The sequence below is a fragment of the Sphingobium cloacae genome (genome assembly GCF_002355855.1).
Taxonomy (GTDB): Bacteria; Pseudomonadota; Alphaproteobacteria; order Sphingomonadales; family Sphingomonadaceae; genus Sphingobium; species Sphingobium cloacae.
This window is the reverse complement of the sequence record NZ_AP017656.1, coordinates 79,126-101,124: the sequence shown is the minus strand read 5'-3', so window position 1 is coordinate 101,124 and position 21,999 is coordinate 79,126. Positions and strand designations below refer to the sequence as shown.

The 21,999-nt window shown below is 63.9% G+C and carries 19 protein-coding genes and 2 pseudogenes; 9 read left to right on the top strand and 12 right to left on the bottom strand.

What is annotated here, in order from left to right:
* Positions 1-73 precede the first annotated feature (73 nt).
* From SCLO_RS19105 to SCLO_RS19095, 3 genes are all read right to left on the bottom strand, one after another.
* A complete protein-coding gene (locus SCLO_RS19105; protein WP_017183481.1) occupies positions 74-391 on the bottom strand; it encodes an RNA polymerase sigma factor in 318 nt (105 codons plus the stop codon).
* A 162-nt stretch (positions 392-553) separates the two neighbouring features.
* Complete coding sequence (locus tag SCLO_RS19100) at positions 554-1,438, bottom strand: DUF4396 domain-containing protein (protein WP_046407119.1); 885 nt, start codon at positions 1,436-1,438, stop codon at positions 554-556.
* A gap of 64 nt (positions 1,439-1,502) precedes the next feature.
* Positions 1,503-2,816 (bottom strand): hypothetical protein, encoded by a 1,314-nt coding sequence (locus SCLO_RS19095; protein ID WP_046407118.1) that lies wholly within the window; start codon positions 2,814-2,816, stop codon positions 1,503-1,505.
* 629 nt (positions 2,817-3,445) lie between these two features.
* Between SCLO_RS19095 and SCLO_RS19085 the strand changes: the two genes are divergently transcribed.
* Positions 3,446-3,916 carry a YybH family protein gene (locus SCLO_RS19085; protein ID WP_046407116.1) on the top strand — a complete coding sequence of 157 codons (471 nt, stop codon included), beginning with the start codon at positions 3,446-3,448 and terminating at the stop codon, positions 3,914-3,916.
* Here SCLO_RS19085 and SCLO_RS24310 read toward each other — a convergent pair.
* The 5 genes from SCLO_RS24310 to SCLO_RS19060 all read right to left on the bottom strand — a co-directional run bounded on the left by SCLO_RS24310 (position 3,913) and on the right by SCLO_RS19060 (position 11,029).
* Positions 3,913-4,206, bottom strand: a complete 294-nt coding sequence (locus SCLO_RS24310; RefSeq protein WP_046195646.1) for a GTPase — start codon at positions 4,204-4,206, stop codon at positions 3,913-3,915. The genes SCLO_RS19085 and SCLO_RS24310 overlap by 4 nt on opposite strands.
* A gap of 39 nt (positions 4,207-4,245) precedes the next feature.
* The gene (locus tag SCLO_RS23025; protein ID WP_046407113.1) at positions 4,246-4,698 is read right to left on the bottom strand and encodes a flagellar hook-basal body complex protein FliE; all 453 of its coding nucleotides are present in this window, start codon (positions 4,696-4,698) and stop codon (positions 4,246-4,248) included.
* A 197-nt stretch (positions 4,699-4,895) separates the two neighbouring features.
* Positions 4,896-5,600 (bottom strand): DUF6118 family protein, encoded by a 705-nt coding sequence (locus tag SCLO_RS19070; RefSeq protein WP_004212966.1) that lies wholly within the window; start codon positions 5,598-5,600, stop codon positions 4,896-4,898.
* 9 nt (positions 5,601-5,609) lie between these two features.
* Positions 5,610-8,105, bottom strand: a complete 2,496-nt coding sequence (traA, locus tag SCLO_RS19065) for a Ti-type conjugative transfer relaxase TraA (protein ID WP_046407111.1) — start codon at positions 8,103-8,105, stop codon at positions 5,610-5,612.
* A 32-nt stretch (positions 8,106-8,137) separates the two neighbouring features.
* Positions 8,138-11,029 (bottom strand): Tn3 family transposase, encoded by a 2,892-nt coding sequence (locus tag SCLO_RS19060; protein ID WP_096362242.1) that lies wholly within the window; start codon positions 11,027-11,029, stop codon positions 8,138-8,140.
* A 125-nt stretch (positions 11,030-11,154) separates the two neighbouring features.
* Here SCLO_RS19060 and SCLO_RS19055 point away from each other — a divergent pair, with 125 nt between their 5' ends.
* The 3 genes and pseudogenes from SCLO_RS19055 to SCLO_RS19045 form a co-directional block, all read left to right on the top strand.
* Positions 11,155-11,775, top strand: coding sequence for a recombinase family protein (locus SCLO_RS19055; protein WP_008832583.1), 621 nt, complete (start codon positions 11,155-11,157; stop codon positions 11,773-11,775).
* Positions 11,772-12,302, top strand: a complete 531-nt coding sequence (locus SCLO_RS24305) for a GNAT family N-acetyltransferase (protein ID WP_007686150.1) — start codon at positions 11,772-11,774, stop codon at positions 12,300-12,302. The genes SCLO_RS19055 and SCLO_RS24305 overlap by 4 nt, the downstream gene beginning before the upstream one ends.
* Before the next feature lie 54 nt (positions 12,303-12,356).
* A pseudogene (locus tag SCLO_RS19045) lies at positions 12,357-12,929 on the top strand (PAS domain-containing protein); the annotation flags it as partial.
* A gap of 125 nt (positions 12,930-13,054) precedes the next feature.
* On the opposite strand, the gene SCLO_RS19040 reads toward SCLO_RS19045, so the two are convergent.
* The 3 genes from SCLO_RS19040 to SCLO_RS19030 are packed head-to-tail and all read right to left on the bottom strand — an operon-like array spanning position 13,055 to position 16,172.
* Positions 13,055-14,428 carry a Dyp-type peroxidase gene (locus SCLO_RS19040; protein ID WP_046407401.1) on the bottom strand — a complete coding sequence of 458 codons (1,374 nt, stop codon included), beginning with the start codon at positions 14,426-14,428 and terminating at the stop codon, positions 13,055-13,057.
* Between the two features lie 3 nt (positions 14,429-14,431).
* On the bottom strand, positions 14,432-15,043 hold the full coding sequence (locus SCLO_RS19035) for a hypothetical protein (protein WP_035219808.1): 612 nt from the start codon (positions 15,041-15,043) through the stop codon (positions 14,432-14,434).
* 40 nt (positions 15,044-15,083) lie between these two features.
* Positions 15,084-16,172 (bottom strand): catalase family protein, encoded by a 1,089-nt coding sequence (locus SCLO_RS19030; protein WP_035219810.1) that lies wholly within the window; start codon positions 16,170-16,172, stop codon positions 15,084-15,086.
* Between the two features lie 155 nt (positions 16,173-16,327).
* On the opposite strand from SCLO_RS19030, the gene SCLO_RS19025 reads away from it, so the two are divergent.
* The 5 genes from SCLO_RS19025 to SCLO_RS19005 all read left to right on the top strand — a co-directional run bounded on the left by SCLO_RS19025 (position 16,328) and on the right by SCLO_RS19005 (position 20,383).
* Entirely contained in the window at positions 16,328-16,951 is a 624-nt protein-coding gene (locus SCLO_RS19025) for a TetR/AcrR family transcriptional regulator (protein ID WP_046407404.1), read from the top strand.
* Positions 16,952-17,016: 65 nt separating this feature from the next.
* Positions 17,017-17,445 (top strand): acyl-CoA thioesterase, encoded by a 429-nt coding sequence (locus SCLO_RS19020; protein ID WP_017503239.1) that lies wholly within the window; start codon positions 17,017-17,019, stop codon positions 17,443-17,445.
* Positions 17,442-18,308, top strand: coding sequence for a 3-hydroxyacyl-CoA dehydrogenase (locus SCLO_RS19015; RefSeq protein ID WP_046407406.1), 867 nt, complete (start codon positions 17,442-17,444; stop codon positions 18,306-18,308). The genes SCLO_RS19020 and SCLO_RS19015 overlap by 4 nt, the downstream gene beginning before the upstream one ends.
* Before the next feature lie 27 nt (positions 18,309-18,335).
* Positions 18,336-20,102 (top strand): oleate hydratase, encoded by a 1,767-nt coding sequence (locus SCLO_RS19010; RefSeq protein ID WP_096362241.1) that lies wholly within the window; start codon positions 18,336-18,338, stop codon positions 20,100-20,102.
* A 41-nt stretch (positions 20,103-20,143) separates the two neighbouring features.
* Positions 20,144-20,383 carry a YHS domain-containing protein gene (locus tag SCLO_RS19005; protein WP_046407408.1) on the top strand — a complete coding sequence of 80 codons (240 nt, stop codon included), beginning with the start codon at positions 20,144-20,146 and terminating at the stop codon, positions 20,381-20,383.
* A 35-nt stretch (positions 20,384-20,418) separates the two neighbouring features.
* Here the strand turns inward: SCLO_RS19005 and SCLO_RS19000 are convergent.
* Positions 20,419-21,781 (bottom strand): annotated as a pseudogene (locus SCLO_RS19000) (IS3 family transposase).
* Between the last annotated feature and the right edge of the window lie 218 nt (positions 21,782-21,999).

Below are 21,999 nucleotides of genomic sequence, written 5' to 3'. Positions count from 1 at the left end.
ACGATACGACGGCAGATCGCTTACCCCTCAAACTCGTGCCTTCTTTTTTGCCGAACAGGGTGGGGCCAAGCTGTTACGACAGCGATGCTGCCCGTTGGCGGGCGCGATAGAGACGCGTTTCGGCCGCCTTCTCGCTTATGTCGAGTATCAGTGCGGTTTCGACTTGGCTGATGCCCTCGATAGTCCGGAGGACCAGCGATTCCTTCAAGGTCGTTGGCAACACGGCGATGGCACGTGTCGCCCGGTCCAGTTCCTGTCGATTGGCTACGGCGTCTTCAATCGCGTTTCGGTCTCCCGGGACAGCCTCGGCCTCCCTGCCAATTGGCACCGCCAATGACAAATTGCCGCACGGCGTGCTGGCCACCCATTTAAGGCAATGGTTCATCGCCATGTGAAGGCAGGGCACATGGCATTCGTGGCAGGGCGTCCATGCACGCCTTCATGTCGGGGTTGATCTGGTGCATCTCTCTACCTCCGTGTGAGTCCCCGCCTGCCCCTGATACGCGCGCCGCGGAATCACCCCTTGTCGCGATCTCCGTCGATCGAGGCGATGCTACATCGCCCATCGGCCGAACAGCGTTGCAACTATGATGCCCGCGCCAAGCATTAGGAGCGTCAGCGCCGTCATCGCGACGATCTGCGGTCCGGTCACGCGCGGGCCCGTCCCCATGCCGCTCATCCCTGCCATCGCATCGTGCTTCATGTCCGGCATCGGCGTAGCCGATTGCCGGTCCGCGGCGACCTCGTGCCCGCCATGCCCGAGTACGCGCACCGTGCCCATGCCGTGCTTCAACCGGACGCCGACAAGCCAAAGGTTGATAGGGTAGGCAACGGCGAAGCCGACAAGCGTCGCAAGCGACATGACGCCCCAAAAGCGAAGCGAGTTGGCGTGCATCGCAGCCATGTCCCGGCTCATCAACACCACCATCGTCGGGATCATGCCGGCCATAACGGCATTCATCGAAAGCCATTCGGGGATGAACGACATGCGAAGCGCCCCCCAATAGGAACCGCCCGCCATGTCGCGCATGAACAGCGCCTGGAAAATCAGCAGCCCGAACGCGAAGCCGAACACATATTCCGCAATCACGTCCTGCCACATCGGCAGGCCGAGTGCCGTGGTGATCGCGGCCGCGGCGATGACGCCGGTCGCGTCACCCGCCATGCAATGAATGGCCGACCCGAACGCCTGCTTCCAGAGCGGCCGAACGAAGTCCTCGTGCCGCTCGTTCGCCGGTTCCTGGCAGGACAGGACATAGGCCGCGGCCATGATCGGGCCGCCGTAGAGCGTGACCAGCAGCCACCCCCATTTCATCACCCGCAACTCGGGGTTGCGGGTGAAGGCATCCCACGCGACGTAAGCGACCGATATCGCGGTCAGCACGAACCATCCGATCAACACGGCGTCGAGCCAGGGGGCCGGGGAAGGCATCGTCATGGCAGCTCTCCTCTACATGCTAGAGGATAAGTGGCTCCCCGCGCCAGCCCTCGCGCGGGGCGTGTCAGGCGAGCTTGCTGGATACGGCCTTGATCGCCTTCAGCCCCGATCCGAACCGCGCGATGGCCTCGCGGTTCCTCTCCAGCTCGCCGTAAGGGAGGTAGGATATGTCGAGGTCGGCGACGCGGCTGAACGCGGGCCGCTGCAATTGCGCACGAACGTCCGCCTCGCGCGCGTCGGGCGCGACGAGGAACAGTCCCGCGGTCGCGTGAAGGTCGCTACCGCTCAAGGCCAGGTCGAGCATCCTGACGATGCCCGAATAGATCGACGTCGAATGCTCCACCTCGAACGCTGCGGCGACGTGATCGCCGGCCTTTTCAAGCCACAGCACGTCGATCAGCCGGATGGAATCAGCGCCCTTCGACCTCGCGATCGTCTCGGGCAAGCGCTCAAGGCACCCTGCGCCCAAGGGCGATCCGTTGAAGGCTCGGCTGCGATCGTTTGCGGCGATCCATACGTCATAGCCGAGTGCCAAGCCTAGATCGCGAAGCCATGCCTGAATTTCGGTATGGGTGCGCTCGTTCTCGCCTTCACGCTGCGCGGCCTTGCTAAGCGTGCGCGCCTCTTCGCGCGCCGCCTCGAGCCGCTGCCCCCAGCTCGCCAGAGCCGCGCCGCTCACGTCGAGCGGCGGGGCCGGGTAGCGATCGGAGCCGATGTCGAACAGCAAGCCGCCGATCGCGCCCAAGTCGTTCGATAAAAGGTCGCGGAAGCGGTCGTTGAGGTCGAGGATGCCGGTTCGCATCGCTAGGAAATGCTCCCAGCTCCCAAGCTTCACGTTCGCCCCCGTCAGCGCGTTGTAACCCTTGACGATCGCGGTGTTGAAGGGCGGCACCAGCGTCGGGTGAAGGAAGTAGAGGAGGTTGGCGACAGCAGGCCCAAGCCCCTTGATCTTCAGGCGGTCGATCGCGTGGATATGGCCGATGATCTCCTCGGCCGTGTCGCAACACGAACAGGCGTCTAGCAGGCGGCCGAACGCGCGCTGGTTCTCGGGGCTCTCGTATATGTCGGGGATGCGCAGCTTCGGTTTCCAGAGGAACGCATGGTCCGCACCTTTGAAGATTTGGCGCTGTTCGGCAACGGAATGGACGACGGTTTCGAGCGACGATCCGCGATAGGCGACGCCAAACGAACCGCGCTCGATCTCGCCGACGACCTGGGTGATACCGCGCCGGATCGAACGAAAATTCTTCAGCCGCTCGTCCCACAGGAACCAGCTTCGATAGGTCGCGCCCGGATCGTCACGCCAACGGGTAATGAGCCGACGCACAAGGCCGTCGTGATCCTCTTTGGTAGTTATTTGATCAAGTTGCGCGGCCATGTTGTCGTTGCGATGCCCCCTTCGTTAAAGCGAGACCTAAGCCGCCGGTCGGCCAGCGTCGAGCCGTTCCGTTAAGTGGACCGTTACTTCGCTCGGGCTGAACGTACCGATTTTGCAACGGTGCAGACGCTTGGTGGCACGATGAGCCGTGAGGGGAACGTCCGCCGCTACGTATTGACCAAAGTAAGCAAATTTGCGGGAAGCGCTGAATCATGCGGACTTCGAAGCTGACTTTGCTGGCGGCGGCACTGGCGCTCGGCATGGCGATGGGTCGTGGGCACGATGAGGCCGCAACCAAAAACAAGACCTTCGGACAGCGCTTAGCAAGCTGGCTCGGTTGCCTGCACACGGTGGTGATTCACTTTCCGATCGCCTTGATCATCGGTGCGTTCGCAGTGGAGCTACTCGGGCTTTGGCGGCGCAAGCCTTTACCGAGATACGGCACGCGTCATGCTGGTCGTCGGCTCGGTAGGCGCGATCATCGCCATCGCCGTCCAGGGTTGGCTAGGGGGTTCTTTCATGCATGGCGGCCTCGACCATCTCGCGTTCTGACGTCAGCCGCTGCTCCATATTGATGCGTCAAATGGAGATATCCTAAGGTCGGCTAATTTTGTTTTGGGAGATGATAAATGAGCACCTGCGTGAAGATGATTATAGCGGTGTCGATCGCTCTTCCTGCCGCAGCGTGGGCGCAGTCAGACGCCCGCACCACTGACACACGTGCCGTGGCGGCGGCGCTGTCACAGTATAAGGACGCGATCGAAAAGCTTGACGCTGCTGGAACCGAGCAACTGTTCACGACCGACGCGCGGGTTTTCGAGACAGGAGCATCTGAGGGCAGCTACGCCACCTACCTGGCTCATCATCTCGGTCCCGAGCTGAAGCAGTTCAAATCGTTCCGCTTCTCCGACTACAAGGTTGACGTCCGCTTCGAAGGGTCGGTTGCCCTTGCGACCGAGACCTACCGTTACCGGATCGAGCCAAAAACCGGTGAGGCCGTCGAACGACTCGGCGTCGCCACAAGCGTGCTTAAGAAGATGAACGGACGATGGAAGATCGTGTCCATGCACAACAGCGCTCGGAAACTGAAGGGCACCTAACGGATTGCCGGCAGAGACTGTCGCGTGAACGTTTTTGGCACGTGCGTGCGGTCCGGGTCGTCCGCCCGTGCATGGACGGCGATCATGCCGGAAGCTGGGGGCGGATCATCCCCCAGCCATAGCACCAGGTCGGCGGCTGCCATGCTCTCGCGCGCACGCTCCACCCCGATGGCTTCAATCGGATCGCTCGTGTCGGTGCGCCCCGCGGTGTCTGTGAAGACCCATGCCAGCCCGCCCCGCTCGACCGGCGCCTCGATCCGATCGCGCGTCGTGCCGGCAATTCGCAGCACCGGATTACCGATCCAGGGATGTGCTTTCGGCAGATTGCGCTAGACCGGCATACTCATGATGTCCTTGTAGGCCGAAAGCACTTTATTGCGAACTTGTAACGTCGCCTCGAAGGCGATTGAGGACTCCTGCCGCGCTAGCATGACCTTCGCAATGTCGGTTTCCTCTCCTCGTTCGTAGGCGACCGTCAAAGCACCAGCGCGCGCATTGATCGCGTTAATTTTTTGAAGCTGCGTCTGAAAAGTAGAGGCGAAGCCGCCTGGCTCCGCGTGTCCTGGCTGCGACACGCCCGCCGCTCCGCTCACCCCTGAGACGGAATTTGGGCTATCCACCGTTCCCAGCGCGGTGTTCATCGCTGCGTCAAAAGCCGCTCCTCTCGCAGCCGCGGAAACGGCGACAGAATTCGGGTTGCTCGCTATATTCCGAAGCGCCGCGTTCTTGTCGAGGACGGCGTTCCGCAGGGCCATAACGTCGTTGATGGAGATGCTGCTCATATTCACCCCGGTGCGACTTCTATCGCATCTGTATGATCGCACTGTAAGCATTAGAAGATGGTTAACGACGCTTAGTATTGATTGCCTGATCGTGAAGCCATGCGCCGACCTCTAATTGGACCCGCCCAAGCGTGCCACGGTGAGGACCGGGCCGGATTGTCTATTGTCAATTGCTTGGCGGAATAGATACGCGGCCACTACGGGGCGACCTTAATTGTGCATCGCACTGTGGCACGCGCCCGATTCGCCGCTTTGCTGCAACCCTCGATCGTTTCACGATTGGCCGTCACGATCTTGTCGGCCGCGACGATCGCGCGGAACTGTGCGGCGTCGGCGCTCTGCATCATCCGCTGACCTGCCTCCCAACGGGGCATGTCAAGCGTCCGCGCCGCCATGCGCTCGGGCCATCGCCAGCTCGCCGGCGCGAGCTCGCGCGCGACGAGGCCCGGCACGATCGCCCATGCGAGGATGCCGGCCGCTACCCCGCCCAAGGCGAACCATAGCTGCCGGTTTCTCTGGTCGGCGCGTGTCCATGCGGACCCGGCGATGGCGCGAAGCTCGGCCATGACGCGGGCCTTGTCCTCGCCCGCCTTGGCGAGCGCCGCCTGATCCTCGCGCCGGGCGGCGTTGCCCACCGCGGCGATCCGTTGCGCCATCTGCTCCGGCGTCATCGCCAGCGCCGGACTCCGCACGATCACGTCGTTGATGAGCGCGACGCGGGCGGCCGTGGCGTCCACGCCCTGCTGCATCCGCCCTAACGTCTCGGTGTAGTCGGGAACGTCGATCGCGCCGCGCTCGGCCGCCAGACCCTCCACGGCGCGGCGCAACAGCGCCAGCTCGCCACGCATGGCCTCGAACGCCTCGGCCGCGTCGGTTCCGCCCTGATCGTCCTCGTCCGTCACCCGTCCCCCTTACCGGCTCATGCCACGATCGCGGTCGCGGCCTTGTCCGACCGACTGCGCCAGCTCCTGCCCGATCGACCGGCCCCGCTCCATGTTCAACGCCAGCTCGGGCGCGTGCCGCTTCAAGGCGGATTCGAGCTGCGGGTCGCGATGCAACCCGCCCGCGATGCTCTCCATGCGCTTGCCGAGCTTCTCCGCGCCCGCGCGGTCGCCGGCGCGCTCCATACTGGCCCGCGCCGCCTTCATGTCCTGCCACTGCTCCACGAAGCGCCCCGCACGCTTCTCCGGGTCGATACGGACCTGGCGCTCTACCTCCATCGCCTTCGCCGCGCCGCCCGTGTTCCCTTCGGCCGCGGCGCGTGCGAGCTGGGGGTCGCGCTCGATCGCGCTGGCGAGGTCGCGCGCGCCATTCGGTCGCACCTGGTCGAGCGCGTCGCCCGCCTTCGCCAGCGCCTGTTCCTGGTGCGCCAGCACCGGCAACCCCTTCTCCCGCATCCGGCCTATATCGGCCGCGGCGCGCCCATAGCGTTCGATCGCACGGGCCTGCGAGGGCGCCAGCGGCCGATCGGCCGCGATGCGCTCCGGCGACGTCGTTTTTTCCGACGTCGGTTTCGGCCGGAACCCGGCGAACATGCCCCTGGCCTTGTCGCGCACCTTCTCCGCCACCTGACGCGCGAGTTCCGGGAACCGGATCTCGCGCCGATCGGCGAACGCACGGGCCTGGTCCTGCTCGGGCCGCGCATAGTCGCCGGCCATGTCCTTGCCCCGGTCGCGCGACATGGCGCGGACGAGCTGGCGCTGGTCGGCGAAGTCGTCGCGCCCGTAATGGAGCTGCACGTCATCACGATGCCGCGACATGCCGACATAGGCGCTGTGGCGGTCCATGCCGGGGGTGGCGAGGACGTGGGCGTGATCGACGGTCACGCCCTGCGCCTTATGGAAAGTGGCGGCGTAGCCGTGATCGACCGCGGCATAGTCCTTTGCGTCGAACGCGACCCGCGCGCCGCTGTCGAGCCGAACCTTCATCCCCTCGGCCGATACCTGCTCGATCGTGCCAAGCGTGCCGTTCTTCACCCCTAGCGACCGCTCGTTCCGCAGGAACATCAGGCGGTCGCCGCGCGCGAACGCGCGCGTCCCCCGGTCGGCGCTGAACGTCACGTCGTCGCCAAGGTCGCCGGTCGCGCGAAGTCGGCCGCGCGCTTCCTCGTTCAGCTCGCGGACCTCGGCGTTGGTGTGGGTGAGGATGATGCGGGATTTGCCCGGTTCGGCCTGGCGCTGCCGATCCCAGCCATCGACCAGCTCGCCCCGCGCCTGCTCGCGCGTGTCGGCCGCGTGGACCATGCCCTTGCCGTCATAGGCGTGGATCGCCTCGCCGGTGCGCCCGGTCGCCAGCGCGCGGGTGGCGTCGCGCTGCCAATCCTCGCGCTGCCGGCGAATCTCGGTGATCTCGGCCGCGCCGTGCCGCTCGGTGACGCTGCGGAACGCCGCGCCCGCCTCGATCGCCTGTAACTGCTCGGGGTCGCCGATCATCACGACCTTGGCCCCGGCGTCACGCGCCTGGCTCAACACCCGCTCCATCTGGCGCGAGCCGATCATGCCCGCCTCGTCCACCACCAGCACGTCACGCGGGCCTAGCTGCTCGCGCCCCTGCCCCCATGCGTGCTCAAGGCTGGCGAGGGTGCGGGACTGGATGCCGGACCCGCCCTCAAGGTTCTCGGCCGCGATCCCCGACAAGGCCGCACCGCGCACCTGGTAGCCCTGCCGCTCCCAAGCCTCGCGCGCGACGCCCAACATCGCGGATTTGCCGCTGCCGGCGTAGCCGACGACCGACGCCAGCCCCTTGCGGCCGGTGATATGGTCGAGGGCGTCGCGCTGCTCGGCCGACAAGACGAGCCCCCTGCCCTGGGCCGCGCCGATCGCGGCGTCACGCTGGCGATCGGCGATGCCGTGACCGTCGCGCGCCGCCAGCGCGCCGGCGCTGCGCTCGAGCCGGGCCTCCACCGCGATCATGTCGCGCGACGTGAACCGCTCCTGGTCGCGTCCGTCCTTCCCCAACGCGACCAGCTCGGGGCTGGCGCGCACCGCGGTCATCACCTGGTCGAACTGCTCCTTGCCGTCGCTGTGCCGGAACGCGAACACGGCCAGGTCGCGGGTGGTGAACGTCGCCTGCTGCCGGGTGATCGCGTCCAGCGCGATCGACGGGTTGGCGATGATCTTCTCGCCATTGTCGCGGGCGATGCGCGCGTGATCCTCGATCCGCTCGGCCTCAAGCCCCTGCTCCGGTCTGCGCGATGCTGCCGGGCCGATCTTGTGCTGCGGCTCCAGCGCGATCCCCTGCGCCTCATAGGAGCGATGGTCGATCCGCCCTTCAAGCCCCAGCTCGGCCATGCGCTCGTTGACGTGCGCGCTCCACGCCTCGCGCCAGTCCTTCAACAGCTCGGTGCTGTTCCAGCCCCGGTTTTTCTTCCCGAACCCCTCCGGCCCCACATCGCGCATCGCCAGCATCACAGGGGGCGTTTGCGGGAGGGGGCGGAATCCTACGCTAGGGATTTGGGCCAGCGATATTCCCCGGTTAGATTGATGTGTTCCCATCCCAACGGCGAGACGTGGGCGAGTAGATCAGGCGCGATATGGGTACCGCTGGCGGCCCGGGTATTGACGACCTCGCCGAGCTTCATGGTGTTCCAGAATATGATGATGGCGGCGAGCAGGTTCATTCCGGCGATGCGATAGTGCTGGCCTTCGCCGGATCGATCCCGGATTTCACCTCGGCGGTGGAAGCTGATGGCGCGCTTTAGGGCGTGGTGGGCCTCACCCTTGTTGAGGCCGATCTGAGCCTGGCGCTGGAGGCCGGCATCAAGAATCCAGTCGATCATGAACAGGGTTCGCTCGATGCGGCCCACCTCTCGCAATGCGAGGGCCAGCTCATTCTGGCGCGGGTAAGAGGCGAGCTTGCGAAGAATCTGGCTGGGGGCGACGATCCCCGCTGCGATCGTCGCCATGATGCGCAGGATGTCGGGCCAGTTGCGCTCGATGAGCGGTTCATTGATCTTACCTCCGACCAGCGCTCGCACATTGGCCGGCGTCGCGTTGGGCGTGAAGGCATAGAGTCTTTTCTGAGGGAGATCGCGGATACGGGGGGCGAACCTGTAGCCGAGCAAGGCGCAGGCGGCGAACACATGATCGGTGAAGCCGCCCGTGTCGGCAAAATGCTGGCGAACGCGGCGGCCCGCGTCATTCATGAGCAGCCCGTCCAGGATATAGGGAGCCTCGCTGACCGTTGCCGGGATCACCTGGGTTGCGAACGGCGCATATTGATCGGACACATGGCTGTATCCCTTGAGGCCCGGGACGTTGCCATATTTCGCGTTGATCAGATTCATCGCCTCGCCCTGCTCGGTAGCAAGGAAGAACTGCCCGTCGCTGGATGCCGATTGCCCTTGTCCCCAGAAGGCGGCCATGGGCAGGGCGGCGTGGGCCTCCACGATCATGGCGAGCGCCCGATCATAGGCGCTGCCTTCGACATGCCAGCGCGCGATCCGCAGCAATTCCCAGAAGCTGTGCGTGTTGGTCGCCGCCGCCATCTTGCGCAAACCGAGATTGACGCCTTCCGCCAGCAACACGTTCATCAGGCCGATCCGGTCGCTGCAGGGCGCGCCGGTGCGCAGATGCGTGAACGCCTCGGAAAATCCGGTTCGCTCATCGACTTCCAGCAACAGATCGGTGATCCTCGCGGGCGGGAGCTGTTGATAGAGATCGAGCACGAGATCCTCGGCCCCTTCGGGCGTGTCGGCCCTCAGCTTGTCGATGTGCAGCTTGCCGTTCTCGATGATGCCGCCTGGGATCGTGCCGGTTCGCGCCGCGCGGCCAAACTCCTTCAGCCGTGTATCCAGTCGAGCCCTGCGCTCGGCCAGCCATTCGCCGGGTCGCAGCGGCACGGCGAGCCGCGCGGTCTGCTCTATCGCCTGTGGCGGGACCAGAAGCTGCTTGAGGTCGCCATAGCGGCGCGATCCCGCCAACCATATGTCACCGGACCGGAAGGCGTCGCGGATGTGGAACAGCACCGCGATTTCCCAAAGCCGGTGGTCGCCGCTGGGCTCAGCGCGAAGATGACGATGCCATTTCAAGTTGGGACGTAGAAAATCCACCGGCGGATCGACCTTGATCCCGTTACGCAGCATCGCAACGGCCGCCAGAAGAGGCGTGGCGATCGGCGCCGCCTGCATGTCGAGCAGGCGCAGCATCCTGGGCGCGTAGAGGCGGAAACGGTGATAGCCGTCCAGCACACGGCTGAGCGGGTCGGCCGCGAGCACGTTGGTCAGCGCGGAGGCCGTGGCGACAAGGGTTCTGAACCGTTCCCAGCCAGGCCCGGTGGCGATTATCCCGTCCAGGGCCGTGCCATCGTCCTGCGCTCCAAGCAAAGCACCACCGATTTCGGCAAAGGACTTCAGCGTGTCCCGAACGGCCGCCTTTGCGTCGGCGATCCTGGTGTTGCAAAGGCGTTCGGAGGCCCGATAGAGACGGCCTACGATGCGATCGTGGGTCTCCACGATGACATCGGCCAGCGATGACCGCCATTCCAGGGTGCAGACAGCGAGGATCGCAAGCCGCCTGTCTTCGGGCAGATCACGCATGCCGTCGGCGTAATAGCGCTCGCCCTGCCGGCGAAGCCGGGTCACACGATGCGCCGGCACGCCGTCCAGCAAATCCGCCGGAAGATCGAACCTTTGAAGATATTCCAGTCGATCCATCAGCCGGTTAGCGGCTGCTGAATTTGCGCCAACCTCGAACTGTCGCAGCCATACGAAGCGCGTGACGCGACCATCCACCGTATCCTCCAACAGGTGAGCCAAATTCTCGCTCAGGGTTGGCGTGATGCGATGGGCGATAAGATCCTCGATCCGGCGCTCGGCCTCAACCAGCGCATCGGCGCAAAGGCGCTCGATCGTCGAGGAGCCGGGAAGGATCGTGCGGGTGCGGCGACACTCCGCAACGAAGCGACGGGCAAGATCCTCATTCGATGTCGCCGCCTCGGCTTCCCGAGCGATCCATTCGCGCAAATCCCGTGCGCCCCGCCCCGAAAAGGAGCGATAGCCGTAGATTCGGCGAAGGTCCGCCAGATGCTCGTGCCGGGTCTCCTCGCGCGCGGCATAGAGGAGTAGATCGTCGCTGGTCAGGCCGAGCTGGGCCGCGATGAAATCCGATACCTGCGCCGGGATCAACTCGCCAGGAGCGAGCACCCGGCCCGGGTAGCGCAGGACGCACAGTTGCAGCGCGAAGCCAAAACGATTGTGGGCGCGCCGGCGCTGGCGGATATGCCCGAGATCCTCATCGCTGAGGGTATAGTGCCGCAGCAGCTCACCTTGATCGACCGGCAAGTGAAGCAGCGCCTCGCGCTGTCGATCGGTCAGGGTCACGCGACGCGGCATACATGCTCCTTATTCTTTCCGAGCTACGGTTTGAGATAGCTTGATTGAGATGCTGGTTAAGATACACAATAGCCCAATCTTATGTGCTCATGTTCGTCACCGCCTCAAACCTTCGTTTGTGATCCATGCTGATCGGCTACGCCCGCGTGTCCAAAGCCGACGGCTCGCAGTCGCTCGACCTGCAGCACGATGCCCTTCGCGCTGCCGGTGTCGAGCCAGGCAATATCTATGATGATCGTGCATCCGGTAGCCGTGATGATCGCCCCGGTCTTGCCGCCTGCCTGAAATCGTTGCGCGACGGCGATGTCCTCATCGTTTGGAAGCTCGACCGGCTCGGCCGAACGCTCACCCACCTGGTCAGCACGGTGCAGAATCTGTCGGATCGCGGTATCGGTCTGCGGGTGCTCACCGGCAAGGGCGCGCAGATCGACACCACGACGCCATCGGGCCGGATGGTGTTCGGCATTTTTGCCACACTGGCGGAGTTTGAGCGGGATATGATCCGCGAGCGCACCATGGCTGGCCTGGCCGCTGCCCGCGCGCGGGGACGCAAGGGTGGCCGCAAGTTCGCCCTCTCCAAGGCCCAGGTGCGGCTCGCTCAGGCTGCTATGGCCCAACGCGACACGTCCGTTTCCGACCTCTGCAAGGAACTCGGGATCGAGCGCGTCACTCTCTACCGCTATGTCGGTCCCAACGGGGAACTCCGGGATTACGGTCAGCGCGTGCTTGCTGCCAAAACGCGATGATGATGACGGGAGCCCCGATCAAACTTACCCAAGCGGACGCCGCAGACGTTGCAGACCTGTACAACCGTTGCAGCGACTATTTCCTGTTGCAGGACGGGGCCGCGCCCACGCTGGACGATGCTCGCGAGCTTTTCTCCGATGTGCCGCCCGAAAAGAGCGCCCACAATCAAGCTGTCCTGGGATGGAAGGGGCCTGGCGGCCTATATGCAATCGCGGCCATCCTCCGCGATTATCCGCGTGATGGCACATGGTATCTCGGCTTCATGATCGTAGATGCCGCACAGCGTGGTCGTGGCGTCGGACGCTCAATTTACTCGACGGTCGAAAGCTGGGCCGCTGCGAGAGGTGCCACAGAGATTCGGTTGGCCGTGCTGGAAGCGAATGAAGCGGCAGAGCGATTTTGGCGTTCTCTCGGCTTCATTGAGTATCGGCGCGTTGGGCCAGACACCTTCAAAATGCGTAGCCATCGCCGGATAGAACTGAGCCGTCGCCTTTCTGGCGCGACCGTAGAAGGCAGCAACAAGTAAGATCTCGCGCCGGCTATCTGGGCGAGCTTGGCGTAGGATTCCGCCCCCTCCCGCAAACGCCCCCAATGCTGGCCGCTCGATCGCGTTCTGGGACAGCCCCACGACCTGTTCTACCCGCCTGACGAGATTGCGGCGCGTCGTCCAGGCGCAGACCTGGCGGCCGCCCTTCACGAGGGCACGCTGGAGCGCGAAGCGTGGCGGGTCTGCGAGAACGGCGCGGAATATCTCGCGCGCCTGACGATCAGCGCCCTGTTCGAAGGCGACACACATCGAGGCTTCGCCTGCATCAGCCGCGATGTCACCGACGAGGCGGCGGTCCGCGCATCGATCGAGACCCGCGAGCAGCATCTGCAATCGATTCTGGCGACGGTGCCGGATGCGATGATCATCATCGACGAGACCGGCGCCATCACGTCGTTCAGCGCAGCGGCACAACGCCTGTTCGGCTACAGCGAAGCCGAGCTCGTCGGCCGCAACGTCTCCTGCCTCATGCCCCAGCCCGATCGCGACCGGCATGACGAATATCTCGCGCATTATCTGCAGACCGGCGAGCGCCGGATCATTGGCCTCGGTCGCGTCGTGGTCGGCCAGCGCCGCGACGGCTCGACTTTCCCGATGCAGCTGACGGCGGACAGTCAGGATTACCGATCGGGCCAGACGCGACTGGCAAAGATCATGGTGAGGCCGAGCGCAGCGATCCTGATGAATTGCACGTTCATCTTCACAAAGGCCAACGACTGACCGGCGGGTTCCTAACCCCAGCTCCCGGCCGCCAGCCATTTGAGCGCGGACAGGCTTGGCATGAACAGATATTCGCCGCCCTTCATGACATTGAAAGTCTGCACACCGTCGATGCGCTTGCGCGCCGACGCCTGCGGGATCGTGAACCGGCCGTCATCCTCATGCAGGCCAACGATCGGATCGCGCTCTTCGCCAAGGTCGACGAAATTGCCTCGGTTGATCCACTCCTGCTGCATGAACTCGATCGTGTCATAGGCACGCGCGCTGATGAAGATGAAGAACAGGCCGCGATCGCCTTCGGCATCGTCTTCCGGCGCGACATCCTCGGAATAGACCGGTCCGAAGGTCGAGGAGCGGCGGATGATCCGGTGGATGTTGACGTCGGTAAGCAGCGTCAGCTCGGAATCGCGGGGATTGAGTCGACGCATATGGCAGCCGAGCGGCACAACGCGGCCTTTGGGGTCTTCCTTGAACGTGAAGTCATTGTTGCGCTGCGGATCGGCGCCGAGGTCGGGATCGTCATGGTCGGGCGACAGCGTCAAGGGCGCGCCGGAGCGCCAGCGCCCGAACATCTTGGCGGCTAATAGCTCGCGTTCCTCCGGCGTCTCGCCATGCGCCTTGAGGAAGGCGTTGAAGCAGCCGACCCGGCTGTTGTACTTGCGCATAACGACGAAGGTGCCGTTCTTGCCGAGCGCGGCGGGCTCCGGCATGCCGAGAGGCTGGCCGTTCTCGCTCTCATAGCCGAGGATGAATTCGCCGGCCTTGATCGGCCGCTCCTCGCCTGGCAGCGGATCAACGCCGCTGCCCTCCACTGCGGGCTGGGAGATCGAATCCCGGAAACCGAACGGGTTTTTCGCGCCGTCCGGCGCGCCGAAGCGATGCTCGCCGAGCAAGGTGACGCCGCTGCTCCGGTCGAGTTCGGTGCGCGCCGTCGCCAGCGCCTTGTCGAGCGCATCATCGTCGACCGCGTAGATGGTCAGCGCGAGATGGCAGTTGCCCGGCTTGAACACGTCTTCCCAGTTTTCCGGCGCGTTGGGTCCGAAGTCGCGAAGCTGCTCCGCGCGTGCGGCCATGCCCTGCTGGAACGGGAGCGGAAAGGTCTTGAGCTGGGCGTCGGGAACGCCGAGCGCCTTCAGACCCTCGAAGCTGAGCGCAGCGCCGATCCAGAAATCGAGATCCTCGCTCCAATTGTCGGCCGAAGCGACATGCGGTGCCAGCCGGCCGAGAAGATTGCGGGCTCCCGCTGCCTCGTCGAAATGGAGCATGGCGTGAACGCCGACATAGGGTTCCGGCCGGCTTCTGAGGATCAGCGCCTGGATGTCCTGCAGGTCGAGCGTGACGCTATCCCGCGAGAAGTGCTCTTTTAGTTTCTGAAGGATCGCCATGGCTCAGCCCACCTTGTCCAGGAATTCGTTGACGGCATGTTCGAGCCGTTGGAGCCGGCGCACATCGACGACGGTGACCTGCGGATTGGCGACGAACCAGCCGGCGGCGGTGATCTGATGCTCGGCGATGAAGTCCTTGACCTCGGGGCTGGCGATGCCCGGCCAGCCCTCGACCGAGGCGAAGATCAGGTCCATCAGATCGGGGATCTTGGTGGCGAAGTCGTTGATATAGGTGTCCCAGTCGCCGTCATAGGCGGTGGCGAACAGGATGCGGGTGTCGTTGTCGAAGAACACGAACCGCATGTTGTGCAGCGTGCCGACCTTCTGCGCCCCGTCGAAATTGCCGTTCACCAGCCCGAATATGCGTTTCAGCCGATCCGCGCCGCCGGGCTTGAGGTTGGCGATGGCGGTGAGCTCGGAGACATTGCCGGACTGCGCGCCGACGCGACCGGCCGAGCCGGCTGTGCCCTTGAGGTCGGGATTATGCTTCGTCACCATCTGCTCGAGGGCGAGCTTGGCGAGCTGTGGCGCATCGCCAACCACTTCCTCGATGCGGCGGCGGATGGCCTGCAAGCGGGTTTCATCGATCTGCGGGGTTTCTTCGGTCTCGGCCATGGCTGGCCTCCTTTCGTGATTGCGTGTGACGATCGGATCGTCAGTCCGGAATGACGTCGATGCTCGCCGGCTCGACGCGCGGTTGCGCGTTCATTTCGTGGCGGTAGCGGGTGGATCGTTCATAGGCGGCGATGCGCACGCGCATGATCGAGCCGAGTGGCTGATGATCGCGGATACCGTGCCAGGGATTGAACGACAGCACATCATCGCCGTAGACGCGCCGCGCCGGCGAATAGGCCTCCTGTGGCGGGATGCGCAGGGTCGCGATCGGCTGGTGCGGCGAAAGGTCTTCCGGCCAGAGCACGGCGGCGTCCTCGACCGGCATCCTGTCGAGATCGGCACAGAGCTGAGCACGGAGCTGATACTCTGCGCCTTGCTCGCGGAAATGTTCAACCACCAGATCGCGCATGGTGGAATCCTCAACCGCGCCGACATCCTTGCCGGTCAGTGCACGGACGTTGTCGGAGAACGGCGCGGCACTGATCTTGGCGATATGGTCGCCGAAGCGGATCGCCGCCATCGAATGATAGGTTTCGCCCAGCAGATGGTTATTGTCGCGAGCGAGCCCGCGCAGCGTGGCGCCGGGCTCGACGCCGACCGCTTCGACTGCCGCCTCCACGCCGCGCGCGACCCCAGCCATCGCTCGCTGGAGAAAGGCCGGGTTCTGGGCATTTTTCTCCAGAAGGCTGATGAGCTGGCGATATTTACCGATCGTGCCGAAGCTCAAGGTCGGGATGTTGACGAGCAGGAAATCCTGGTTGTGGCCCTGGTCTTCGGGGAGAAGCCGCTCGCCATCGACACCGATCACCTTGATCGCCATGCCACGCGGCGCGGGAATGGTATCGGAGTGGATGTCGCCCGGCGCCGAAGAGAGGCGGATCACCACCGGATAGTTGGCGGGTCGGGCGAACAAGCCCTGGCGCAGATGCGAGGGCAGTTCGTGAACGATCAGTTCGCCCTTCAGGAACCCATGGCTTTTGGCATGGGCGTCGCGCACGGCGTGGCGATGACGCTCGAAGGCCCGCCGGTTGGTGGTGGCCATGATCTCGAGGATCTCGGCGGTCAGCCGCTCCTCGTCCTCGCCGAGAACCTCCACGTCCGGGGAATAGCCAATGTAGGTTTGAGCCAAGAGCGCTCCTTCACACTGAGATTTCGTTGCCCAGGAACGATTTCGGGTCGAAATCGCCGTTGATTTCGGATATCAGTTGATATCTGGTTTCACTGAGAACGCGGAACCTCCGAAAAGGTTTCGCACGTCTCGCCCGTTGGTTGGAGAACGAACCCATGCCGCTTACGCGCAAGGACACGCAGCGCCAGACGCGGGACCGGCTGATCGCGGCCGCGCATTCCTCGATTATCGAGGAGGGGGTCTCTGCCATGTCGATTCGCAACATCTGCAGCGCCGCAGGGCATTCGCAGGGCGCCTTCTACTCGAACTTCGCCAGCAAGGATGATCTGCTGGTCGAGATCCTGCAAAGCCATATCCAGGACGAGGTCACACAGCTTCGCGACCTGGTCGCGCACTGCTCCGGCGACGATATCGAGGCGACGCTGCAGGTGCTGGCCGCGCGGCTCGCGAAGTTGGCCGACGAGGCACAATGGTCACTGCTCTCGATCGAATTGCAGCTCCATGCCCGGCGCGATCCGGCTTTCGCCGAGCGGCACCGGGAGGCCAAGGCGGCCTGCTATCGGATATTCGGTGAGCTCGTCGCCGATCTGACGCAACGCTTCGCACTTCGACCGGCCTTGCCGCCGATGCAGACCGGTATCGGTCTTTACGCGGTCTGGATGGGACTGGCGGTGCAGGGCGATGTCGAAGGCGCCATGCCGCGCGACGAGATGCTCGTCGGCTTCTTCCGCGCCATGGCAGGACTGGGTTCGTCGCATGAGGAGCAGGCGTATTCGTGAGCGGGATCGTGTCAGATCGTCGACGCATCGGCTGCGATGAGCACGGACACCCACTCGTCGGCGAGGTGGATGAGCATCGGCGCTTCCATATCCGCTTCCGCGCCCGGGACGCCGACATCGACGAACTCGGCCATGTCAACAATGCGGTCTGGGTGACCTGGATTCAGGATGTGTCGGTGGCGCATTGGCTGACGGCCGCGCGGCCGCAGGATCGCGACCGGTTCGTCGCGGTCGTGCTGCGCCATGAGGTCGACTATCGCGGCAATGTCCGGGCGGGAGACGAGGTCAGTGCGATCACCTGGGTCGTCCGAGCGCCGCGGGGTGCCCGCTATGCACGATGTGTCGAATTCCATGCCGAAGACGGCCGGACGATCGTCGCCTCGCTGACCCAATGGGCCCTGGTCGATCGGGAAACCGGCAAGCTGGCCCGCGTCCCGGTGGAGGTGGCGGCTCCGTTTCTAAGTGACGATACCGCGCAGAAGGAAATTGGATGAGCGATATCAGGAAAGTGGCGGTTCTCGGCACGGGAGTCCTCGGGAGCCAGATCGCCTTCCAGACGGCCTATAGCGGCTTCGATGTTGTCGCCTACGACATCAGCGAGGAAGCGCTCGAACAGGCGCGCGCACGGCTGGCGGCGCTCGTCGAAACCTACACGAACGAGGTGTCGGGCGCGGCTGGCGGCAAGGCGGCCGGGGCGCTCAAGCGGATCGCTCTGCTGAGCGATCTCGGCGCGGCCGTCGCGGACGCGGACCTCGTGATCGAGGCGGTTCCGGAGGTTCTTTCGATCAAGCAGGCGCTCTACGAGAAACTGGCGGGGCTCGCGCCGGACAGGACGATCTTCGCCACCAATAGCTCGACCCTGCTGCCGAGCGACCTGAAGGCTTACACCGGCCGACCGGACCGGTTTCTGGCGCTGCACTTCGCCAACAGCATCTGGAAGTTCAACACCGCCGAGGTGATGGGCACGGACGACACCGATCCGGCCGTGTTCGATGCCCTGATCGCCTTCGCCTCCGCCATCGGCATGGTGCCGATCCCGGTGCGCAAGGAGAAAGCGGGTTACGTCCTCAATTCGCTTTTGGTGCCGCTCCTGAACGCGGCCGCCGATCTGGCGGCCGGCGGCTATGCCGAGCCGGAAGATGTCGACAAGGTCTGGCGGATCGCCACCGGCGCGCCGATGGGGCCGTTCCAGATCTACGACATCATCGGATTGAACACCCCCTACAACATCCTCTCGCATGGCGACGAGCATGCTCAGTCGCTCGCCGCCTGGCTGAAGGAAAACTACATCGACAAGGGCAGGCTCGGCATCGCCTCGGGCGAAGGCTTCTACAGCTACAAGCCCTCCGCAGACTGATCCCAACAAGAAGAACAGGAGTTCGCCATGCACTATAGCAGCGGAAACTATGAAGCCTTCGTGCGTCCCCGCAAGCCCGAGGGCGCCGACAAGAAGACGGCCTGGTTTGTCGGTTCGGGGCTGGCGGGGCTTGCCGGCGCGGCCTTCCTGATCCGCGACGGCGGCGTTTCCGGCGACCGCATCACCATCCTTGAAGAGCTGGAAATCCCTGGTGGCGCGCTCGATGGTCTGGACGTGCCCGAAAAGGGCTTCGTCATTCGCGGCGGCCGCGAAATGGAAGAACATTTCGAGTGCCTGTGGGACCTTTATCGCTCGATCCCCTCGCTGGAGATCGAGGACGCCAGCGTGCTCGACGAGTTCTACCGGCTCAACAAGGACGATCCCAACTTTTCGCTCCAGCGCACGACGCAGAACCAGGGCCAGGACGTGCCCGACAAAGCGCTGTTGACGCTAAACGACAAGGCCCAGAAGGACCTGCTCTCGGTCTTCCTCGCGACGCGCGAGGGGATGGAGAACAAGCGTATCAACGAGGTCTTCGGCGAAGACTTCCTCAAAAGCAATTTCTGGCTCTACTGGCGCACCATGTTCGCCTTCGAGGAATGGCATTCCGCGCTGGAGATGAAGCTCTACCTGCACCGCTTCATCCATCATATCGGCAGTCTCGCCGACTTCTCCTCGCTCAAGTTCAACCGCTATAACCAGTATGAATCGATGGTCCTGCCGCTGGTGAAGTGGCTGACCGATCACGGCGTCACGTTCCGCTACGGCGTCGAGGTCACCGATGTCGATTTCGACATCCAGCCCGGCCGCAAGCAAGCGACCCGCATTCACTGGAAAGAGCGCGGCGTCGAAGGCGGCGTCGATCTCGGGCCAGACGATCTCGTCTTCATCACGATCGGCTCGCTGACCGAGAATTCCGACAATGGCGACCACAGGACGCCGGCGAAGCTCAATGAAGGACCGGCGCCGGCCTGGGACCTGTGGCGCCGCATCGCCGCGAAGGATCCGGCCTTCGGCCGCCCCGACGTGTTCGGCGCCCATATCCCGGAGACGAAATGGGCCTCCGCCTCCATCACTGCCCTCGACGCCCGCATTCCGGCCTATGTCGAGAAGATCACCAAGCGGAACCCCTTTACCGGCAAGATCGTCTCCGCCGGTATCGTCACGGTGAAGGACTCGGCGTGGCTGCTGAGCTGGACGGTTCATCGCCAGCCGCATTTCAAGAAGCAGCCCAAAGATCAGATGATCGCCTGGTTCTACGCGCTCTTTGTCGATTGCCCCGGCGACTTCGTGAAGAAGCCGATGCAGGAATGCACCGGTGAGGAGATCACCCAGGAATGGCTCTATCACCTCGGCGTGCCGGTCGAGGACATTCCCGAACTCGCGGCATCCGGCGCCAGCACCGTTCCCACGATGATGCCCTATATTACCGCCTTCTTCATGCCGCGCCAGGCGGGTGACCGGCCGGACGTGGTGCCGGAGGGCGCGGTCAACTTCGCCTTCATCGGCCAGTTCGCGGAATCGAAGCAGCGGGACTGCATCTTCACCACGGAATATTCGGTGAGAACCCCGATGGAGGCCGTCTACACGCTGATGAATGTCGAGCGCGGCGTGCCGGAGGTCTTCAACTCGACCTATGATATTCGTACACTTCTTGCTGCGATCGGTCCGCTGCGGGACGGCAAGGGCATCGATCTTCCCGGACCGGCCTTCCTGCGCAAGCTGCTGATGAAGAAGCTCGAAGGCACAGAGATCGCCAAGCTGCTCGAAGAGTTCCATCTGATCGAGGAGTGAACAAAGACCGGAAGGCACGCGCGGCGTGTGAAAGGTGATGAATGGCCGACGACGATCAGAAGAGCGAACGCGCCGCCGAGGTGACTGGGGCGCACGGCCATCATCACCATCATGAGCCGGACGGCGAAACGCCGTCCGGTCACGTCGACCATGATCCGGTCTGCGGCATGGTGGTCGATCCCGCCAGGACCGCTCACAAGGCTGAGTATGAAGGCGAGCGCTACGTCTTCTGCTCGGCCGGCTGTCCGTCGTCAGAACATTCGGCACAACTCGCGGCGTAGATTAGCGGAGTGCGGACCTCGTCAGGGGGTTGATGTTAGGCGGCGAACTTGCGGTGCTGCAAGCGCCGATGTTCGATGGTCTGTCGCTTGATCCTTTCGCGCAGTTTGATGATTGCCGGAGCCCTGCCGAAGTAGGCGTCGGCAGGCGTCACGTTGGCCAGGCTCTCGTGGTATCGCTGGTGATTGTAGTGCTCGACGAAGGCCTCGATGTGGGCTTCGAGGTCGCCGGGCAGGAAGTAGTTTTCCAGCAAGATGCGGTTTTTCAGGGTCTGGTGCCAGCGCTCGATCTTGCCCTGGGTTTGGGGATGACACGGGGCGCCGCGGACATGGCTCATCTTCCGGGCCTCGATGTATTCCGCCAGCTCACCCGCGATGTAGCTGGGACCATTATCGCTGAGTAGCCGGGGTTTGTGCAGCACCGTGGCGCTGTCGCAACCAGAAGCCGCCAGGGCGAGGTCCAGCGTGTCGGTGACGTCCTCGGCTCGCATGTTGGTGCACAGCTTCCAGGCGATGATGTAGCGCGAGAAGTCGTCGAGCACGGTCGACAGATACATCCAGCCCCACCCGATGATCTTGAAGTAGGTGAAGTCGGTCTGCCACATCTCGTTCGGCCGCGTGGTTTTCGTGTGGAACTGATCGGCAGCCTTGATCACGACATAGGCCGGGCTGGTGATCAGGTCGTGGGCCTTCAACAGGCGGTAAACCGTGGATTCCGACACGAAGTAGCGCTGCCCATCGGTGAAGCGCACGGCCAGTTCCCGGGGGCTCAGCTCAGACTGTTCCAGCGCCAGCTCGATGATCTGGTCGTGGATGCCCGCCGGGATGCGGTCCACACCCGGCTCGGCGCCGATGGCCGATCTTCCAACGCCTCCGGCCCGCCTTCGAGGTAGCGATCATACCAGCGGTAGAATGTCCGACGAGGGATGCCGAGTTGGTCCAGCGTGCGCTTGGCCGACAGGTGCGACTGCTCGACGGTTCTGATGATCTCGAGCTTCTCGGATGCGGGATATCTCATTCGTCGTTGCCCCCATCCGCGACCATGCTTTTTTTGAGCAGACGGTTTTCCAGTGTCAGATCGGCCACGCATTCCTTCAGGGCCCGGGCTTCGCGGCGCAGGTCCTGGACCTCTCCGGTGGTCGCGGCACGGGCGGTGTCGCCGGCCAGGCGGCGCTTGCCAGCTTCCATGAACTCCTTCGACCAGGTGTAATACAGGCTCTGGGCAATGCCTTCCTTGCGGCATAGCTCGGCGATGCTGTCTTCCCCGCGCAGGCCATCCAGCACGATGCGGATCTTGTCCTCGGCCGAAAAGTGGCGCCGGGTCTGTCGGCGGATGTCCTTCACTACCCGCTCTGCTGGGGCCTTGGCGGGCGATTTTACATTGGAGGATCTGGGCTTCATCTTCGTTCCTTCGTCACTACGACGAAGCCCAGATCCTCCTTAAATCACAACCTCAAATCTGTGCCATTGGTGCTGACGGCGGACACTGCCTGACCCGTGTCGCCCAAGTTCCCGGGTCTTGTAATGGCAGGTTCAACTGAAATCAGCCGCGCGCAATTGGACGTTGAATGGCTGGCTTTGGTCGGCTGCCGACTTAACGTGCGTGTCAGCTATCCTCG

Bases quoted from the DNA above. Each gene is read 5' to 3' on its own strand.
- SCLO_RS19105 (WP_017183481.1), bottom strand. From the start codon at position 391: ATGGCGATGAACCATTGCCTTAAATGGGTGGCCAGCACGCCGTGCGGC.
- SCLO_RS19100 (WP_046407119.1), bottom strand. From the start codon at position 1,438: ATGACGATGCCTTCCCCGGCCCCCTGGCTCGACGCCGTGTTGATCGGA.
- SCLO_RS19095 (WP_046407118.1), bottom strand. From the start codon at position 2,816: ATGGCCGCGCAACTTGATCAAATAACTACCAAAGAGGATCACGACGGC.
- SCLO_RS19085 (WP_046407116.1), top strand. From the start codon at position 3,446: ATGAGCACCTGCGTGAAGATGATTATAGCGGTGTCGATCGCTCTTCCT.
- SCLO_RS23025 (WP_046407113.1), bottom strand. From the start codon at position 4,698: ATGAGCAGCATCTCCATCAACGACGTTATGGCCCTGCGGAACGCCGTC.
- traA (WP_046407111.1), bottom strand. From the start codon at position 8,105: ATGCTGGCGATGCGCGATGTGGGGCCGGAGGGGTTCGGGAAGAAAAAC.
- SCLO_RS19060 (WP_096362242.1), bottom strand. From the start codon at position 11,029: ATGCCGCGTCGCGTGACCCTGACCGATCGACAGCGCGAGGCGCTGCTT.
- SCLO_RS19055 (WP_008832583.1), top strand. From the start codon at position 11,155: ATGCTGATCGGCTACGCCCGCGTGTCCAAAGCCGACGGCTCGCAGTCG.
- SCLO_RS24305 (WP_007686150.1), top strand. From the start codon at position 11,772: ATGATGATGACGGGAGCCCCGATCAAACTTACCCAAGCGGACGCCGCA.
- SCLO_RS19040 (WP_046407401.1), bottom strand. From the start codon at position 14,428: ATGGCGATCCTTCAGAAACTAAAAGAGCACTTCTCGCGGGATAGCGTC.
- SCLO_RS19035 (WP_035219808.1), bottom strand. From the start codon at position 15,043: ATGGCCGAGACCGAAGAAACCCCGCAGATCGATGAAACCCGCTTGCAG.
- SCLO_RS19025 (WP_046407404.1), top strand. From the start codon at position 16,328: ATGCCGCTTACGCGCAAGGACACGCAGCGCCAGACGCGGGACCGGCTG.
- SCLO_RS19015 (WP_046407406.1), top strand. From the start codon at position 17,442: ATGAGCGATATCAGGAAAGTGGCGGTTCTCGGCACGGGAGTCCTCGGG.
- SCLO_RS19010 (WP_096362241.1), top strand. From the start codon at position 18,336: ATGCACTATAGCAGCGGAAACTATGAAGCCTTCGTGCGTCCCCGCAAG.
- SCLO_RS19005 (WP_046407408.1), top strand. From the start codon at position 20,144: ATGGCCGACGACGATCAGAAGAGCGAACGCGCCGCCGAGGTGACTGGG.